The following is a 20,023-nucleotide window of genomic DNA, read 5'->3' on the forward strand; positions in this document are numbered from 1 at the left end:
CACAATTTTTTAGCAAGATTTAGACAGATGTTAATAAAAATTGCACCAATCTGTTTACTGAATACAAAAAACACTAAGATTTAGCAATAATCTAAGCGTTTTTTCCATCATTTTGACTAGCTCTTTTCCCTCTTTACGTTTAATTTTAAACTTCTAGATTACGAACAATACGGTCTGAAAGCATTGTTTCCTTATTGTAAATTTTGATAACAAATGGTTCGCCACTGAGAAGAGTAAGAATGATTTCTGATTGATTAATCATTATTTCTATTAATCTACCTAGATATTTAATTTTGAAAACGTACTGTTTCCACCCTTCTGGAAGTGATGGTGAGAAGGATAGTCCGGATTCCTTAATCCGCATTCCTGCAAAGCCATAAATAATGGCCATCCAAGTACCCCCCATATTTGCCATGTGTAGTCCATCTTTTGTATTTTTATGAGAATTGTCTAAATCCAGTCTTGCTGTTTCCATAAAATAATAATTTGCTTTTTCTTTATATCCAACCTTTGAGGCCATTATGCTAAAAATACATGATGATAATGAAGAATCATGAGTTGTCAGCTTTTCATAATAATTATAGGAATTCTTAATGACTCGCTCTTCCTGTTCGTCCTCTAATAAGAAGTGCGCTAATACTGTATCAGGTTGTTTGCAAACTTGATAGCGATATAATGTAAGTGGATGATAATGAAGAAGTAGTGGATAATTTTCTTTTGGAGTCCCTTCAAAATCCCATACATCTTTTTGTAAAAACGTATCATCTTGCATATTAATATCTAATGTTTCATCATATGGGAGATACATATTTTCACTAGCACGTAACCATTCTGACATTTCTTCTTCCGTTATTCGTAACTTTTTACTCAACTCATTAAATAATTCAGGATTATTTTCATGTAACAAATGACAAACCTTTACAGCCCAGTTCATGTTATGTTTCGCAAGGACATTTGTATAATAATTATTGTTTACAATACACGTGTACTCATCTGGACCTGTAACAGCATCTATCTTAAATAATCCTTCATGATAATGTCCCATATCAACCCATAACCGAGCCGTTTCAATTAAAACTTCTGCGCCATACTTAGCTAAAAACTCGATGTCTTCTGTAACTAAATAATATTGAATATAGCTGTATGCAATATCAGCACTTATATGATATTGTGCAGTACCCGCCGGGAAAAATGCTGAGCATTCTGTACCTGATATTGTTCTCCATGGATATAGAGCTCCCTGTTTATGTCCCATTTCTTTTGCTCTATTTTTTGCATTTTCTAAAATAGAGTAACGATACAGTAATAACTGCTTTGCAAGTTCAGGATACGTCATTAAAAATACAGGGAAAATATAAATCTCTGTATCCCAAAAATAGTGGCCTTCATACCCTTCACCTGATAATCCTTTTGCAGCAATATTTGAATAGTTGTCGCGGCCTATAGATTGAAGTAATTGATAAACATTAAAACGGATCCCTTCTTGCAATCTATTATCTCCATCAATTTGAATATCTCCACATTCCCAGAAATTCATTAGATAATTTTTCTGTTCTTCCGCAAGTTCTAAAAAAGAGTATTTACGAACAGAATCTAACTTTTCACAACCACTATTTATGATTTGTTCTCCATGCCGTAGTGTATCCGTAAACACGTTCCACTTAGTTATTTCTATAGTCGTCTCCAAATCAGAAGTAATATTTGCTTCAACATGTTTCGAGAAAACTTCCACTTCTTTTAGATGCGAGCTACTTACTTCAAAATCTGATACACAGCAAACTTTTAATTGTGATGCCTTTGTCTCATTTACTACTACAAGATATTCTCCTATTACTTTGGACTCAATAGTAGATAATATTTTTGCATGACTAGAAGCAACACGTGGATCTTTTTTGTCTACAAAGTTTGATACGTCTCCATTCACCTTAGATATAATCTCTACTTTCCCATAAAAATTTACAGGTTCAATCTTCACATTTTGGACGAATAATTCTTTATGTACAAAAGAAACCAATCTTTGAAATGTAACCAAAATCTCTTTTCCAAGTGGGGAACGCCAATGAATTGTTCTCTCGCTAACTCCTCTATCCATATGTAATGCGCGACTATGTGAAAGAGTTTCCCCTTCCGCTAAAGAAAATCGTTCTCTTTCTATTCCTAAGTAAATTTCTATCTCTTGGGAATCGATGACATTAACTAGCTTTTGTTGTGTTTCCGGAAAAGCAAATAATTTTTCTCCATAATTAATGTCAATTTCTTCATGAAAAGCATTAATATATGTACCTCGAATAGAAGAAGATAATTCTCCATATCCTTCTTCAAAATTGCCACGAACGCCTAAATAACCATTTCCAAGCATATAGATGCTTTCTTCCTTCATTAACTCATTTTTATCTAAATAATTTGTAGTTATTTTCCACGTCATACGCTTCCTCCACTAGCTTAGAATCTAAAAATAAACAAGTTGTTTTACCTAATCAAATTAAGTAAAACAACTCGAACATGTTTGAGACTCATAATTATTATATTTTCATAGATTCAACAGAGATTGTATCTGTTAGAGTGATCTCTTTTCCATAAACAGAAAGATTGATTGCTTGATTAATATTTGTATTTTTGACAATCGTTACAACATCAGCAGTTGCTGTTACTTCTAAAATATCACCATGCCAGTGAATTAAGAAATTAAGTTCTTTCCACTGTTTTGGAAGTTTTGGAGAGATGCGAAGTTGACCATTTAACATACGAACACCACCAAATCCATTTACAACACATTGCCAGATACCACCTAATGAGGCTGCGTGGATTCCATGATCACTTGTTTTCATATTTGTTCCAAGGTCAATTTCTGATGCTCTACGGAATAGGTCATATGCCATTTCATAGTCGCCCATATCACATGCTAAAACACAGTGAGTGGATAATGATAAAGATGAATCATGAAGTGTTTTAGGTTCATAGTACTTCCAATTTGCTCGTTTAACTTCTTGATCAAATAAATCTTCAAGGAGATAGAATAGCACCATAATATCTGCTTGTTTAGATACTTGAATATTGTTAACTTGCTCTAAATTATAATCTTTGAATAGAGAGCCAACGTTTTCTTGATTTTTATATTTTGTTAAGTCAATCATTTCCTTTGTTAAATAAGTATCATCTTGTGGAATGACAAGATCTTCTTGTCGAGGTTCTGGTAAATAAATAAGATTTACTTTGTTTTTCCAATTCGCATATGTCGCTTCAAGGTTAATTTTTTTATCTAACTGTTGGAATAATTCTACCTTAGTTTCTTTTAGTAAATGATAGTATTCTATTGCCTTCTTAATGTTCCAATAAGCTGTATAGTTTGTAAAAGCATTATTGTTAACGTGCTCTTTATACTCATCTGGTCCAATTACATTATTAATATGGTATTGTTGTTTTTCCTCGTTCCATTCCAAACGAGATGCCCAAAACTTTGCTGTATCCATCAGCAATTCATAACCATATTTCTCCATGAAATCCTCATCTTTAGTTACTTGGTAATATTGCCATGTAGCAAAGGCCACATCTGATGTGATATGTTGCTCAATAAAACCTGACCAAATCTTTGTTGCTTTTCCAGTAATAATATCAGCTGCTCCCCAAACTGGTGTCACTTCTCCATCCTCTAACCAAGCCGATTCCCAAGGAAACATAGCACCTTCAAAGCCATTCTCTTGTGCTTTTTTGTGTGCACCAGGTAGTGTATTATATCTGTACTCTAATAAACTACGGGCTGTTTTAGGATTAGAATAAATAAAATATGGTAATAAGAATAGTTCCGTATCCCAAAAAGTATGTCCTTTATAGCCTTCACCCGATAAGCCCTTCGCACCTATGTTCATTCGATTATCATGAGCTGGAGTCATTACTGTCATATGATATTGTGCAAAACGAATTGCTAATTGATCGAATTCATTTTCTGACTCAATCGTTATTGGCGAAGATTTCCAAACTTTATCTGCCCATGCTTTTGAATGAAGGTCAAATAAAGATTCGTATCCTTCTTTGTATATAGTTTTCATATGAGCAAGAGATTTTTCAGACAGTTTTCCAAGTGAATACTCAGTTTCTTGATAGTCTTTATCACGACTAGTGAAAACATTGGTAAGTTTCTCAATCACTAACGTTTCATTTTTTGCTAATTTAATAGGGTGATAGTTAAAGTAAATCTTACGTCTATCCATTAAAATTAATCCATCAGCATCTATATTTTGAGTATCTTTTTTAAATAAATGAGTTGTGTTAAAAACAAAATCAATATGAGACTCTTTTGTTGTTTGAACAAGTTGCATGAAACGCTTGTCAAACAGACGTTTTTCGCCTTCCTTAAAATGCTGTACACCACTATTTGTTGTTTGTGCATTTATCCCTGAAGTTAGTTCAATATTTGCATCAACATCAATTGCTTTGATTTCGACGCGTTGCCCAATTAAGTGAAGATCATCAAGTGAAATAAAACGACGGAATCTAATGTCATACTTCTCTCCAACAGGAGATTCCCAAGTAATTCTTCTAGTCAATTCCGCTTTCTTCAAATCAAGAGTGCGTTCGTAGCTGTGGATCGTACCAAGATTAAGATTAAAAAAGTGACCATTCAACTTTATATCCATCCATAGTATATCTGCAGCATTTGGTAATTCAGTTACTTCATTATCTGCAAATTTATTAAATGTTCCTGCAACGAATAAATTACGCGTTTCATTTACATATCTTTCTTCGGTCGCAGCTCGCTGTCCCATATAACCATTGCCAAGGCTAAAAATGGCTTCACACTTTCCTAGTAAATCTGAATTAAATTGAGATTCAGTGATAATCCAATTTTTTTTGTTGTTTACCCCTTTATCATATTTCATTATATGATTCGTCATAAATCATCAATCCTTTCATATGAGTTAGTCTAGAAAACGCTTTTACACTTCTAAGGACATTTTAACCAAAACGTTTCGGTAAATCAATAATTTGTTTAAAATCACATTTCTAGTATTAATTTATGTTATAATTAACCAAAAAAATTTAAACGTTATCATTAGTAGGTGAATCTTAATGAGTTATGTAGATCAATTTATTGCAAGCATTGGTTTTCAATTTAAAAAAGTTGCACAATGGCGCAATCAAACGATTTGGAAATCAATCTTATATATCTGTTCCCTTATTTTATTAGTCAACCTATTAGTTAGTGTATACAGGCTCTCAAACCCTGTATCTATCAAACAAGAGTTAAGATTGCTGCCTGAAAGTTATACAATTAGTAAAGATGGCACAATTCATACTTCAAAAATAAGATTAATTCGACTACCACAAATCGATACACTACTTACCATTGGTGAAACAAAGCCTTCTCCGAGTGAATCACAAGGGCTTAAAAATGTGGTTGTTTTAGGAGAAAAGAAATGGGCTGTTGGAAGAGTTGGCTATCCTCTAAAAGAAATGTCATACGATACCTTCCCACCCCTTTTAAACGAAAAGGATGGAATTTTATCAAAAAAAGAAATTGTTGAGCTTTCAGGAAAAATTGACCAAATCGTAAAGTTCTATGCTCCCATTTATCAATACGCTAGGGTAGCTCTAAACTTAATCATTCATATTATTCTAATTAGCTTATTGGCCTTCGCTGGACGTAGTTTTCGTAAAATGGTTCCAATCACCTATGGAGAGGCATGGACAATTACAGCTTACGGAATTACGGCTCCTATTGTTCTATTTACCTTAATCCAACTCATGGGACTAAATATTCCGATCTTACCCGTTCTTTATTGGGTTACAGTTGGAATTTTCTCCCTATGGACAATTCGACAAATTGATACCGAAACAGAAGAAAAGGCTCTAGAGAAATAATTCTCTCTAGAGCCTTTCTTCATTGTATTTTCTTAGTCATTTCGAAACAATTGAAGCTACTGAGTCACGTAAAATAAGTTTATTTTTAATTTCAACAACATGTGCAGATTCTTTTTTTTCAATTAAATCAACCAACATTTGCGTGGCAGCAACACCCATTTGGTACGGAAATTGTCCAACCGTTGTAAGTGGTGGCGTGACATATCGTGACAATAAAATATTATCAAATCCAATTATTGATAAATGCTCTGGTACTTTTAATTGAAGTTCACGAGCAGCTTGCAATACACCTAGCGCCATGACATCACTCGCACAGAAGACAGCAGTAATTGAAGGATTATTTAGTAAGATTGGAATCATCTCATGTTTAGATTTCTCTTCTGAAAAATCTCCAACGATGACAAGCTCTTCCTTATATTCCAAGCCTACTTCCTTTAATGCTTCCTGATAGGCCCGATGACGGACTTTACTAACATGTGCGTTTTCGGAGCCGTTTACAAAAACGATATTTCTATGCCCCATACGATACAAATATTTAATGGCATTTTTTGCACTTTCAAATTGATCTGAAGTAACATAGCCAACGTTTTCTCCCTCAGCAGGAATATCAATTAATACACAAGGTGTATTACTTTGCACAGCTTCTTGTAAATATGGATCCTCTAGCTTTAACCCTTGAATAATAACTCCATCAAGTTGTCTCTCAGCGCACAACTGTTTATAAGTTTTATTTCGTTGTTTTGAAGTAGAAGTACTAAGCAAAACAAACTCATAGTCTAGTTCTGCCAGTTGATCTGATATTCCACATAACGTTTCATACATAAAGTTATCTTTAATATTTTCTCTTTTAATATCTGAAACGATTAATCCAATTGTCCTTGACTGTTTCATGACTAGACTACGCGCAAGAATGTTTGGACTGTACCCTAGTTTGTCTGCAACTTTTTGGATTTTCAGTTTGGTTTCTTCACTAACATCCGAATATCCATTTAAAGCACGTGAAACAGTCGTAATGGAAAAACCTGTTTCTTTGGCTACATCTTTTAAGGTTGCCATGCTTGTCTCCACCTTTTCAATATTATAGGTCCTAATATTTTATATTTCTTTCATCAAGTGTACTTATACTATACCTTAATTACTTAAAAAATTAATTATATTCCCGCAACTCCCTAAAGGTTTCGGAACTTTTCATATTTAATAATCATTAAATTCATCTTTATTTTAAATGTAAAACACTGAGTTTTCAATTACTCTATTTCATTTTGTACAAAAAATATTCATTAAATCACTCTTGCAACCGAAACGTTTTGAATGTAAACTAATGAATAAGTTAGTAAGCGATTTCAATTTAAATTATTGATAATCTATCATTCTACTATACTTCTGAAATCGACTTTAATACTATTAAACATTTAAGAATGGAGTGGACATTTTATGAAACTTTGGAAACCAGTGGTATCAGCTCTTGCTTCAATAATGGTTTTAGGTTTAACAGGATGTGGTAGCGATAACAGTGAAAAAGTTAGTAACTCAGATTCTAGTAGTTTAAAAGGTAAAACAATAACAGTTGGTTCTTGGAAAGGAACTGAAGCAGAAGTAACAACTTGGGATAAATTGCTTAACGATTTTGAAAAGACATCAGGTATTCATGTTAAGAAAAAAATTTATAACGACTATGAAACTCAATTACAAACAGATCTTGTAGGTGGCACTGCACCTGATGTTTTCTATGTAGACGCTTTTCTTTCCCCATCACTTTCAGAAAAAGGTGTACTTGAACCACTAGATAAATACATATCGGGAACAAAAGACTTTGAAAAAAATGACTTCTTCAGTCCAGCCTTCAATGCGTTTAAAGGAAGCGACAATAAACAATATGGTATTCCAAAGGACTACTCTACACTAGGTCTTTATTACAATGAAAAACTTTTAAAAGATGCAGGGTTAAGCTCTGAAAACATCCCTGCAACTTCAGAAGAGCTACCTGCATTTTTGCAACAGCTTAAAGATAAGCTTCCAAAAGGTGTTGTACCAGCGCTTACAACTTCTGAGTTAGCACGTCACATGTTTCTACTACAAACTGAAGGTACAAAAATCACGGACAGTAAAGGCTATGCTGTATTGAGTAAAGACGACCAATTAAAAAATTTACAACCACTTGTAGATGCCTATAAAAATGGTCTTGTTAAACGTGCTGCTGACCTTGGCCAAGGTTGGTCTGGGGATTCGTTTGGTGCTGGTAAAGCAGCAATTATGATTGAGGGTAACTGGGCAATTGCTCATTTAAAACAAAATTTCCCTGGTGTTAAGTTTGGTACAAAGGAAGTTCCAACCATAGGCGGTAAAAAAGGCTCTATGATGTTTACAGTTAGTTATGCAATGAATTCACAATCACAACAAAAAGCTGCATCATGGGAATTTATTAAATATGTAACAGGTAAAACTGGCATGAAAACTTGGGCAGAAGGTGCTGGTGTTCTTCCATCACGTCAATCTGTAGCAGATGCTATAAACATTAAAAATGATACACTCAAAGCTCCTTTCTTAGCAGCTGGTTCATATGCTACTCCATGGCAACAAGGAGATACCCTTTCAATTGTTGCTCGTGAATACAACAACCTACTTCCAGCAGCTCTTAAAGGTGACTTGACACTGAAAGAAGCTATGAAAAAAGCAGAAGACGCAGCAAATAAAGATATTAAAACACAGCTAAATAAATAAACAATAGGCGCTCCTTATGTGTACAAAAGTGAGGGCGCCTATTTACTAATCACAATGACTATTGTATTAAAATCATGGTTGTCCAGTATAAAGTAAGGGGTGAAAAGCGTTGCGTACAAACACTATACAAGTTACAAAGAAACAATCCACAGCAAAAAAACGTGAAACTCTCCAAGGATATGGATTCATGCTTCCAACATTAATCATCCTTTTCATCTTCACAATTCTTCCAGTTGGTTATTCTTTATTTTTATCCTTTACAAAAGTTAACTTATTCGGCGGAATTAGCTATGAATGGGTTGGATTAAAAAATTATTCAAATGCACTTCAAGATGAACGAGTTTGGATTGCATTAAAAAATACTGCTCGATACGTATTGATTGTTGTTCCTTCACAAACAATCATTGCACTTATTATGGCAGCAGTTCTCAATTCAGGTATAAAATTTCAAACGACATTTAGAACAATCTTTTTCCTACCTACTCTAACATCAAGTTCTGCATTAACAATGATTTTTATGTTTTTGTTTAGTTTAAATGGTCCTTTAAATAATATTTTACAAAGTTTAGGCATTTTAAGTGAACCTATTAACTTTATTAACGAAACAGGATTTGCTCTTACAACCATTATGGTAATGAACATTTGGTCGACTGTTCCTTACTTTATGACAATCTATCTTGCTGGACTACAAGACATTCCAGATTCGCTTTATGAAGCAGCAGAGCTCGATGGTGCTAACGCATGGCAAAAATTGCTCAAAATTACGATTCCAAATTTAACACCAATTACAAATTATGTTTTATTAATGGGAATCATAGGGTGTTTCCAACTGTTTGATCAGGCATATATTATTTCGGGCGGTACAGGAGGTCCAAATAATGCAACACTGACATTCTCACTTATTATTTACCAATATGCATTCAAAACTTTAGGAACAATGGGATATGCATCAGCACTTGCAATTATCCTGACAATTATCATTTTCACAATTTCAATGATAGCTCGCAAAATAAATAAAGAGGAGTCACTTTATTAAAGGGGGGATTACGATGAAACAAAAAAAATGGTCACGTATTCTATTATATTCCATACTAATTTGTTATGCCTTAGTCACACTTTATCCATTCCTTTGGGCAGTACTCGCGGCATTTAAGCCTTATAGAGAAATTGTTGCTGGAGGAATGTCATTATTGCCTAAAAATCCAACACTAGAAAATTTTAATTATATTTTCACCCGTGACCCACTTTTCCCTAAATGGATCTTAAATTCATTCATCGTTTCAACTATTGGAATGATCGTAAATGTAATTTTAAACTCAATGTCTGGCTATGCACTTGCTCGTATTCGATTTCCAGGCCGCCATTATTTATTCCTTCTAATTCTGGCAGTTATGATGGTACCTGGACAAATCTTGTTAATTCCAAACTTTTTAATCATGAAGTCTTTAGGTTTCCTTGATTCATATAAAGCACTTATTCTTCCTGGCGCAATTAATTTTGCATACATATTTATGATGCGTCAGTTCTTTATTAACTTTCCAAAAGAAGTTGAAGAAGCAGCTTATATTGATGGGCTTAATAGATCACAAACCTTTTGGAAAGTTGTGTTCCCAATGGCACGCGCGTCTGTTGCAACACAGGCAATCTTTGTATTTCTGGCATTCTGGAATGAATTCTTAAAACCACTTCTTTATATTACATCTCCAGAAAAGTATACGCTAACACTTGGACTACAATCATTCCAAAGTCAGAATGCAACTCAATGGAACTATATTATGGCAGCTTCTGTTGTTTCAATTATTCCAATTATTATTTTGTATATTGCGCTAAATAAATACTTTATGCAAGGACTTAGAATTGGTGGAGACAAGTAAATAAAGGAGAATAAGTAAAATGTTAAAAAAACTTGAAGCAATCATTTTCGATCTTGATGGTGTTATAACTGATACTGCCGAATATCACTTCCTTGCATGGAAAAAGCTTGGAGAAGAACTTGGTATTCCGTTTGACCGTGAATTTAATGAAACGCTTAAAGGGATCAGTAGAATGGATTCTCTTGAACGGATATTAGAATTAGGCAATAGAAATAATGAATTCACTACTGAACAAAAGCTGGAATTAGCAGAACGGAAAAACAAACATTATGTCGAATTAATCAAAGACATTACCCCTGCAAATTTACTACCAGGAGTTGAAAAATTCTTACAGCAAATTAAACAAGCCAATCTTAAAATCTCGATGGCTTCGGCTTCAAAAAATGCATTAATGGTCGCTGAGGCACTTGGTGTAAAACATTATTTTGACCATATTGTTAATGCGGCGACAGTTACTAATTCAAAACCAGATCCTGAAGTATTTTTAAAAGCAGCAGCAGCCATAAATGCAAAGCCTGAAAATTGTATTGGAATTGAAGATGCAGCTGCCGGAGTCAACGCTATTCAATCTGCTGGAATGTTCGCAGTTGGAATTGGCGACAGGAATGTACTTGGACATGCACATATTGTTTTAAAGTCAACTGAAGAGTTAGATCTTAAATCATTATGTTCAGAGTACGTCAATAATTAAGCAAATAACCCACTACAATAATTAAAGCCGTACCGATCTACCGATATTTTATCGGTTCAAGGTTACGGCTTTACTTAGCTAATTGAATTCTAAAAATGAGGAATGAAACCTTATCTTCTCTTTCTCACAATCATTCGAAGTCCACTTTTCGGACGAAGTGTAATGAAGGGTTCAGGCTCTACTTTATGTTGATTTTGTAAAAGCTCAACTGTAAATTGTTGTGCAATAGTTGCTAATACTAGCGTAGCTTCCATGATTGCGAAATGATTACCGATGCAAACTCGTGGTCCACCTCCGAAAGGAAAAAAAGCATATTCAGGTACATCTTTGACTTTTCCATTTATAAAGCGTTCTGGGATAAATTCCTCGGCATTTGAAAAATATTTTTCAGAATGCTGCATGATATATGGACTGATCAGGACTGTTTCCCCTTTATGAATTTTGTAATTCCCAATCCTAACATCTTCGATTGCTTTTCTGCCAATAAGCCACGCTGGAGGATAAAGTCGAATACTCTCCCAAATAATTTGTTGTGTATAGACTAACTCTTTCATATCATCATGATTTGCTCGTCTATTTCCTAGAACACGATCAACTTCTTCATATAATCGTTCAGCTTTGCTAGGATGTTGGGATAAAAGATATAAACACCATGACAGTGTATTTGCTGTTGTTTCATGACCTGCCATAAAAATTGTCATTGCTTCATCTCTCAATTGTTGATTCGTCATACCTTCACCTGACTCTTCATCCCTTGCTCGCATTAGCACGCCCAATAAATCTTCTTTTATATTGGAATCACTTCTTTTTTCTATCATTTCGTATAGTACTTTATCTATTGCATTAATAGCTTCGGTTAAGGATTTATTTTGAGGAGTGTGCAAAGCAAGAGGTGCTTTTAGGACAGAACGGATTCTTTTAGTAGCAATATCCATAATGATATCAAGATGCTTACCTACTCGTTCATGCCCTTGATACATATCCATACTAAACATTGTTTTAACAATAATAGCTAATGTGAGTTCCATCATATCTCTGCTAATGAGACGTTCTTCGCCATCTTTCCACGAGCAAAGAAATTCTTCCGTAATCATCGTCATTTCCTCTGCATACGTTTGTATATGTTGCTTTGTAAATGATGGCTGCATTAAGCGTCTTTGTCTCATATGAACTTCATCCTCGCTTGTCAGCAATCCCTCTCCAAGCAATGTTTTCATTTCTTGAAATGGTTTTGATTTATGAAATGAATTCTGTTTAGTTACTAATACTTCTTTTATAAGAGCAGGCTCTAACAGTAAATTCATTTTACGATGCGCAAATCGAAAAGAAACGATTGTATCATGTTTATTATAGAGATCACTTAAAAAGTGTAGTGGGTCCTTTCGAAACTCATTGAGATGTCCTAATGGTGAATAAGAAGCGAGTCCTTTTACTTCAAGCATAAAATCACTCCATTCAGGAAAGTTTGTCAGAAGATATTCTTATTATATTAAGGGCATTAGAAAACTCATGCTTTTTCTACAAAGAAATTAGCGAGCATTTAGTTTCACTTTAATGTGTACCTAAATTGTCAACTACGTCGAGTTTCTACTCCGCTGCCAATTACTACTTTCTTAATGAACAACAAAAATCCCTATGGAAATTTTCCATAGAGATTAAAAGGATCAGTTTATTTATTTGCTCCTGTAAAGCGTCTATTTAAAAATTTCGCAAAAACTCTAGCAAATAAGTTAAATAGTAGAACCATTACGATCAAAACTGCAGCCGATTTTGCAGCAATAAGCTGTGCATCAGGAACAATACCTTCTGAGTTAAGCTTCCATATATGAACAGTTAATGTTTCTGCAGGTCTAAAAATATTAAATGGGTTAACAGGTGAGTTAATTGGAGCCGCAGAATTTAAGACTGGACTTGTTAAGCCCGCTGTATAAATTAATGCTGCTGCCTCACCGAAAATTCTTCCTGCTGCTAATATGATACCAGTAATTAATTGTGGAAATGCAGCTGGAATACTAATTCTTATAATCGTTTGCCATTTAGTTGCGCCTAATCCAAGACTTCCTTCTTTACTAGTTTTAGGAACATTTAATAAGGCAGTTTCACTTATTCTTGTCAAACTTGGGAGATTTAAAATCGAAATTGCTAATGCACCACCGATTAGTGTATATCCCCAGCCCGTCATTGTTACAAATACTAATAAACCGAATAAACCAACTACAATCGAAGGTAATGAAGCTAAAGTTTCAATACATAGTCTTAGAAATCCTAAAAAACGACCTGGTTTTGCATATTCTGCCATGAAAATTCCAGCCCCAATCCCGATTGGAACTGAGATAATTAAAGTTAAAACTAAAATATAAAAGGAATTAAAAAGTTGAGGTCCTATTCCACCACCAGCTTGCATATTGCTAGGTTTTCCAAATAAGAAATTGATGTCCCAAAATCCCCAACCTTTTTTAATAATTTCACCTAATAAAAATAATAATACTACTACAACGAAAGTAGCTATTATATAAAATACAGCTGTCCATACTTTATCCATTTTTCTTGCAATCATGATACTTTACCTCCTTTTCTCCCTATTAGTCGTATGATTAGAATAAAGAGGAAGGATATTAAAAGTAAGATCATTGATAGAGTCCATAAAGCGTTATTCCATGCTGTACCATTTAATGTGTTTGCCATATCCATTGTTAAAATACCTGTTAATGTTGCTGTCGGGTCAAAAATACCATTTGGAAATTTTATTGTATTTCCAATTACCATTTGTACTGCTAATGCTTCACCAAACGCACGTGCAAGACCTAGTACAATAGCTGTTAATAAATTTGTTTTTGCAGCTGGAATAATTGCCATCTTAATTGCTTGCCATCTTGTTGATCCAAGTCCGTAAGATGCTTCAATATATGTTTTAGGTACCGCTCGTACTGCATCTGAAGCAATACTTGAAATTGTAGGTAAAACCATAATACTAAGAACAATTACACCTGCAATTAAACTAAAACCTACTCCACCTGAAATATTCCTAATAAAAGGAACTAGTATTGTTACACCAAGAAAACCATATACAACGGATGGAATTCCAACTAAAATCTCCAAAGCAGGAATTAATATTTTCTCACCAAATTTAGGTGAAATATAGTTCATGAAAATTGCTAGTGCAATCGCAATTGGTGCAGCAATTATTACAGCACCAACTGATACTAATATTGATCCAACAATAAAAATTAACGCACCATATGTTGGATTTGTTCCATTTGGACTCCAATTTTTGGAGAATAGAATTTCACTTAATGAAATATGATTCACTGTAAAAGATTGGATTCCTTTACTTACAATAAATCCAATAATTGCGATTGTAATACCAATCATCAATAAACCACATAAAGTTACAAGAGTTCTTCCAAGGTATTCAATTAGGAAAAAGTTTCTTTTTTTGAAATTCATGACAAACCCCTATCATCCATTTATAAATTTATGAGAGTTGGTAGTCAACCAACTCTCAGTTTTATATTATTTATTTTAATCCTGACATTTCTGAAACTGGGATATAACCCATTTCTTTTAACTTAGCTGAGAACTCATCGCCACTTAAGAACTCGATGTATTCTTTAGTTGGTGATTTTGCTTCACCTTTTGTAATCATGTATTCATAAGAGTAGAAAGGATATTTACCAGCTACGATGTTTTCTGTTGTAGGTTCTACACCATCAATTTTCACTGTTTTTAAAGCATCTTTTTTATCTCCTACTAAATAAGAGTTTGCTAAATAAGAAATTGAACCTGGTGTGCTATTTACTGCTTGTTCAAGTGCACCGCTTGAATCTTGAACAGTTCCAATGCTGTCATTAACTTTTACGTCTTTCATAATCGCATTAACAAAAGATGCACGAGTTCCAGATGATGCTGGACGGTTAATTACATTAATTTTTTCATCTTTACCGCCAACTTCTTTCCAGTTTGTTACTTTACCTGCGAAAATATCTTGAATTTGTTTTATAGTAAGTGAATCCACGTTAACTTCTTTATTTGTAGTGATTGAGAAGCCGATACCAGCTACTTTTACTTCATTTAATTCGCTTGCTTTAGATGGGTCTTCTAATTTTTCAGCTGCAGGAACATCTGAGTTACCAATCTGAATTGCACCAGCTGATACTTGGTTAACACCTGTACCACTACCGCCACCTTGAACTGTGATAGATACTGAAGGGTATTTTGCCATAAATTCTGTAGCAGCTTCATCAGCAAGCGGTTGTAATGCTGTTGATCCTGCTGCACTGATTGTACCTGTTAATTCTACTTTTTTATTATCTGAACTTGAAGTTGACTTATCATCTTTTGTATTATTACATCCAGCCATAATACCTGTTAATAGCATTGCAGCAAATGTTATCTTTAATCCACGTTTCATGTTTGTGTTTCCCCCTAAAGTGTTTTGTTTTCCTCTACGTTCTCTACTATAAATATTTTAAGTTAAGGTAGTTTTAATCAATCGTAAAGAAATTGTAAACTTTATTAGGGTATGATCTTTTTCGTTTATTTTTGAGCATACTAAAAGGAGATTAGCTAAAACCAATCTCCTTTTATAATCTACTTATAGTCGTCTAAAAGTTATTTGTAAGAGAATATATTTTTCCTACTTTTTCATAATAATTTACTGGAATAACGAGAAACAGATCAAATTTGAAACTAACATATAGAGAATAAAAAAACAGAAACAAGCCAATCATAATTGACTGTTTCTGTTATAAAAAAATTACTTACCTTTATTGCGAGTCATTACATCGAATACAACCGCAAGTACAAGAACAGCACCACGAATGATATATTGGTACGAAATGTCGATACCCATAAGGTTCATACCACTCGTTAATGATGCCATTACGAATGCACCAATGATTGTACCCGTTACTTTACCTACACCACCTGCAGCAGAAACACCACCAACATAAGCTGCAGCAATTGCATCTAGCTCAAACATTGTACCTGCTTGGGGAGAAGCAGATGCAAGTCTAGCTGTAAACAATACGCCTGAAAGTGCAGCAAGCATGCTCATTGACCCAAATACAATATAAGTAATTTTCTTTACACTAATACCACTTAACTGTGCAGCCTCAGGATTTCCACCAACTGCATAAATGTGACGACCTAAAGGAGTTCTTGTTGTAATGAAATGATAAACTACTACAACAATAAACATAATAACTGCAGTCCAAGAAATACCTTGAAATCCTGCAAGAATGTAACAGATATAACCAATAATCCCTGAAATAAATACTAATTTTAATACTTGCATAGGCATAGAAAGTACTTCAAAACCATACGTTATGTTTACTTTTCTCTTTTTAAAGTCGCTCCATACAAGCAGAATAATTGAGATTAAACCAATTAATAACGTTGAAATGTGTAAACCATTCCAGTTTCCAAAACTCGGAATATATCCATTTCCAATCGCCTTAAAACTTTCATTCGAAACGATAATTGTACCTGTGTGAACAAGAGACTTAAGTAATAATCCCTTAAATATTAACATCCCCGCTAATGAAACAACGAATGAAGGGATTCCTAAATTAGCAACAAAGAAACCATTAATTAAACCAATTATTGCACCAAAAACTAGTACTGCAATGATTGAAATCCAAACTGGTAAACCATATTGTGTTAAAAATAGCGCAACTACTGCTCCTAGAAATCCAGCAACAAAACCAACTGAAAGATCAATATGTCTAATAACAATTACCAGTGTCATCCCTACAGCAAGAACGGCAACATAACCTGTCATATTGATTAAATCACTTAAATTACGAGATGACATAAATAAGCCATCTGTATTTAATGTAAAAACAATCATTATTACTGCAAGAGCAATATACATACCATATTCACGGATGTTTTTCTTAAATAGCATTCCTGCTTCTTGAAAAAAATTCATATTAATCAACCTCTCCTAAACCGTTGCAAGAGCCATAACGCTCTCCTGCGTTGCTTCTTCTCTTGATAATTCCCCAGTTATTTTACCTTCTGCCATAACATAAATTCTGTCACTCATACCAAGGACTTCTGGAAGTTCAGAGGAAATCATGATAATACTCATGCCTTGTTCAACCAAAAGATTCATAAAACTATAAATTTCAAATTTCGCACCTACGTCAATTCCACGTGTAGGTTCATCCAAAATAAGCACATTAGGATTTGTAAATAACCACTTACTTAACGATACTTTTTGTTGATTACCTCCGCTCAATTTCCCAACGATTGAAGTAATTGAAGGAGCTTTTATGTTTAACTTATTTAAATAATTATTTGCAACTAAAATTTCTTCATGTTGATTAATCACACGTGTTTTTGAAATTTCAAATAAGTTCGTAATTGAAATGTTATTTTTAATATCTTGTTCAAGAATCAATCCGTCACCTTTACGATCTTCCGTCACATAGGCTATACCTGCTTTTATCGCATCTTTTGGATGCTTAAAGCGTTTTGTTTCATCCTGTACCAAAATAGTGCCATCAAGTTTGAAATTAGTTGGGTTACCAAAAATACTTTTCGCTAATTCTGTTCGACCAGATCCCATTAATCCAGCAATCCCGATAATTTCACCTTTTCGAACATTTAGATTGATATTGTGAAGAATCTTTCGGCCTAACTTTGGATCATACACATTCCAATCTTTCAGTTCTAGTGCAACTCCACCAAACTTTTGGTTAGGGCGCTTCGGATAAATATCATCAATCTCACGACCTACCATGTGCTTAATGATTGTATTTTCCGTAATTTCACCTTTATTTAAAGAGCATATTGTCTTCCCATCTCGAAGAACAGTAACGGTATCTGCTATCGCAATAACCTCTTTTAACTTGTGCGAAATCATGATACAAGAAATCCCTTGATTCTTTAATTCTTCCATTAAGTAAAGAAGATTTTCACTATCATCCTCATTTAATGCCGCCGTAGGCTCATCAAGAATTAACAATTTAACATCTTTACTAAGTGCTTTTGCTATTTCAACTAGCTGCTGTTTACCTACGCCTAACTCTTTAATTTGTACATCTGGATTTACATCTAATTTTACTTTTTTAAGCATTTCCATTGCTTTCACAATCGTTTCATTGAAATCAACAGTCACACCTTTTTTAATTTCATGTCCAATAAAGATGTTTTCGTAAACGGAAAGTTCAGGAAAAAGAGATAATTCCTGATAAATGATGCCGATTCCCTTTTTCTCACTATCGCTTATTTTTGAAAATTTTTGGATTTCATCTCCAAAAACAATATCTCCGGTATATGTTCCGAACGGATAAATACCACTTAAAACCTTCATTAACGTCGATTTCCCTGCGCCATTTTCACCTACTAAACAATGTATTTCACCTTTTTTAACTTTAAAGTTAACATCGCTTAAAGCTTTAACACCTGGAAACTCTTTTGAGATATTTCTCATCTCCAAAATAAATTCACTCATATGATCTGTCTCCCGAATTTGCCATATATTCTGTCATTGATTGAACAGTATAACTAACAAAATAGTGACAGTTAGACCATCACTATTTTGCAAAATTAAACTATTTCTAATGTGAATTACTTCAATCCAGTAAAGTCTGAAGCACTATAGTAACCAGAATCAACTAATTCTTTTTTCACTGAGCTTTGATCAACAACAATAATATTCGTTTGTTTTGTTTTGATATCAGCTTTACCATTGTTTGTAACTCCTGAAGCATCAGGTGTTTCATTTTTTAAGATAGATGTTGCAGTTGAGATTGCATCTGTAACTAAAGTACGAACATCTTTGAAAACAGTCATAGATTGTTTTCCATCGATAATGTATTGTACTGAAGCTTTTTCAGCATCTTGACCAGTTACTAAATATGAAGTTACATCTTTGTCAGCTTTAAACGTATCAGCAATTGAACGAGCTGTTCCATCATTTGGAGCAAGAACTAATACATCGCCTTTGTCAGCTTTTGTAGCTTTCGTTAAGTTAGATGAAGCTAAGTTCTTAGCTACGTTGAAATCCCAGTTAGTTGTTACTTGACCGATAATTTTCGCTTGCTCGTCACGAGTTAAGTCAGCTTTATCTTTTAAACTAACTGCTGCTGCTGAATTCTCAACTTTGAAAGTACCATCAGCAATTTTAGGTTGAAGAACTTTCCAAGCACCTTGGAAGAATAAGAATGCATTGTTATCAGATGCAGCACCAGCATATAAGTATAAAGGTTGACCTGATTTACCTGAAGCATTATCTACAAGGTATTGTGCTTGTGCAGCACCTACAGCAACGCTATCAAATGATACATAGTAATCAACTGCGTCAGTACCTGTAATTAAACGATCGTAAGAAATTACTTTAACACCAGCAGCTTTTGCAGCCTCAGCTGAAGCAGCAGCAGCAGCGCCATCTTGTGGACAAATAATTAAAACTTTGATGCCTTTTGCAATTAAAGAATCAACATTTGCTTTTTCTTTTGCAGAATCACCTTGTGAGAATAAAATTTCAACTGAATAGTTTGTATCTTTTAAAGCATTTTTAAATCTAGTTTCGTCTTGAGTCCAACGCGGCTCGTCTTTTGTAGGTAAAACGATACCGATATCAACTTTACCATTTTTGCTTTTCTTACCAACTGAAGAGCCCTCATTTGAAGTAGCAGAAGAGCCACATCCTGTCGCAAGAAGAGTCATTACTAAAAACACTGAAATAATTGCAAAAATCTTTGATAACTTTTTCAAAGTGTTTCCCCCTTTTTTTCTGGTTACGCTTTCATTAATTAGATTAACACGGCACCTTTGAAAACGCTTTCCCTATTACCTTCACTCATTTGTCTATTACCTGTACTAATTTATCTCTTTCAAGAAACCGTTTACATCTCTGTCTATAAAA

The 20,023-nt window shown here is 34.0% G+C and carries 15 protein-coding genes; 5 read left to right on the forward strand and 10 right to left on the reverse strand.

Features of this window, described 5'->3' with window-relative positions:
- Positions 1-145: 145 nt before the first annotated feature.
- Together B7R67_RS02805 and B7R67_RS02810 are read right to left on the reverse strand one after the other, a co-directional pair.
- A complete protein-coding gene (locus tag B7R67_RS02805) occupies positions 146-2,425 on the reverse strand; it encodes a glycoside hydrolase family 65 protein (protein WP_088067345.1) in 2,280 nt (759 codons plus the stop codon).
- A 97-nt stretch (positions 2,426-2,522) separates the two neighbouring features.
- Positions 2,523-4,892: a glycoside hydrolase family 65 protein gene (locus B7R67_RS02810; RefSeq protein ID WP_208615622.1), complete on the reverse strand. Its 2,370-nt coding sequence runs from the start codon at positions 4,890-4,892 to the stop codon at positions 2,523-2,525.
- A 175-nt stretch (positions 4,893-5,067) separates the two neighbouring features.
- Between B7R67_RS02810 and B7R67_RS02815 the strand changes: the two genes are divergently transcribed.
- Positions 5,068-5,859: a DUF1189 family protein gene (locus B7R67_RS02815; protein ID WP_088067347.1), complete on the forward strand. Its 792-nt coding sequence runs from the start codon at positions 5,068-5,070 to the stop codon at positions 5,857-5,859.
- 36 nt (positions 5,860-5,895) lie between these two features.
- On the opposite strand, the gene B7R67_RS02820 is transcribed toward B7R67_RS02815, so the two are convergent.
- Positions 5,896-6,915 carry a LacI family DNA-binding transcriptional regulator gene (locus B7R67_RS02820; protein ID WP_088067350.1) on the reverse strand — a complete coding sequence of 340 codons (1,020 nt, stop codon included), beginning with the start codon at positions 6,913-6,915 and terminating at the stop codon, positions 5,896-5,898.
- Positions 6,916-7,293: 378 nt separating this feature from the next.
- On the opposite strand from B7R67_RS02820, the gene B7R67_RS02825 reads away from it, so the two are divergent.
- From B7R67_RS02825 to pgmB, 4 genes are all read left to right on the forward strand, one after another.
- A complete protein-coding gene (locus B7R67_RS02825; RefSeq protein ID WP_088067352.1) occupies positions 7,294-8,580 on the forward strand; it encodes an ABC transporter substrate-binding protein in 1,287 nt (428 codons plus the stop codon).
- 187 nt (positions 8,581-8,767) lie between these two features.
- Entirely contained in the window at positions 8,768-9,616 is an 849-nt protein-coding gene (locus B7R67_RS02830; protein ID WP_088067624.1) for a carbohydrate ABC transporter permease, read from the forward strand.
- Between the two features lie 13 nt (positions 9,617-9,629).
- A complete protein-coding gene (locus B7R67_RS02835; protein ID WP_088067354.1) occupies positions 9,630-10,454 on the forward strand; it encodes a carbohydrate ABC transporter permease in 825 nt (274 codons plus the stop codon).
- Between the two features lie 19 nt (positions 10,455-10,473).
- Positions 10,474-11,145 carry a beta-phosphoglucomutase gene (gene pgmB / locus B7R67_RS02840; RefSeq protein WP_088067356.1) on the forward strand — a complete coding sequence of 224 codons (672 nt, stop codon included), beginning with the start codon at positions 10,474-10,476 and terminating at the stop codon, positions 11,143-11,145.
- 110 nt (positions 11,146-11,255) lie between these two features.
- On the opposite strand, the gene B7R67_RS02845 is transcribed toward pgmB, so the two are convergent.
- The 7 genes from B7R67_RS02845 to B7R67_RS02875 all read right to left on the reverse strand — a co-directional run bounded on the left by B7R67_RS02845 (position 11,256) and on the right by B7R67_RS02875 (position 19,872).
- A complete protein-coding gene (locus B7R67_RS02845; RefSeq protein ID WP_088067358.1) occupies positions 11,256-12,587 on the reverse strand; it encodes a cytochrome P450 in 1,332 nt (443 codons plus the stop codon).
- Positions 12,588-12,814: 227 nt separating this feature from the next.
- A complete protein-coding gene (gene pstA / locus B7R67_RS02850; RefSeq protein WP_088067360.1) occupies positions 12,815-13,702 on the reverse strand; it encodes a phosphate ABC transporter permease PstA in 888 nt (295 codons plus the stop codon).
- Positions 13,699-14,592, reverse strand: a complete 894-nt coding sequence (pstC, locus tag B7R67_RS02855; protein ID WP_088067363.1) for a phosphate ABC transporter permease subunit PstC — start codon at positions 14,590-14,592, stop codon at positions 13,699-13,701. Before pstC ends, pstA begins: the two co-directional genes overlap by 4 nt.
- 70 nt (positions 14,593-14,662) lie before the next feature.
- Positions 14,663-15,556 carry a phosphate ABC transporter substrate-binding protein PstS family protein gene (locus B7R67_RS02860; RefSeq protein WP_088067365.1) on the reverse strand — a complete coding sequence of 298 codons (894 nt, stop codon included), beginning with the start codon at positions 15,554-15,556 and terminating at the stop codon, positions 14,663-14,665.
- Positions 15,557-15,901: 345 nt separating this feature from the next.
- A complete protein-coding gene (locus B7R67_RS02865) occupies positions 15,902-17,077 on the reverse strand; it encodes a sugar ABC transporter permease (protein WP_088067367.1) in 1,176 nt (391 codons plus the stop codon).
- 15 nt (positions 17,078-17,092) lie between these two features.
- Positions 17,093-18,607, reverse strand: a complete 1,515-nt coding sequence (locus B7R67_RS02870) for a sugar ABC transporter ATP-binding protein (RefSeq protein ID WP_088067369.1) — start codon at positions 18,605-18,607, stop codon at positions 17,093-17,095.
- A 116-nt stretch (positions 18,608-18,723) separates the two neighbouring features.
- On the reverse strand, positions 18,724-19,872 hold the full coding sequence (locus B7R67_RS02875) for a sugar ABC transporter substrate-binding protein (RefSeq protein ID WP_235822070.1): 1,149 nt from the start codon (positions 19,870-19,872) through the stop codon (positions 18,724-18,726).
- Between the last annotated feature and the right edge of the window lie 151 nt (positions 19,873-20,023).

This window comes from Gottfriedia luciferensis (genome assembly GCF_002156865.1).
Classification (GTDB): Bacteria; Bacillota; Bacilli; order Bacillales; family Bacillaceae_G; genus Gottfriedia; species Gottfriedia luciferensis.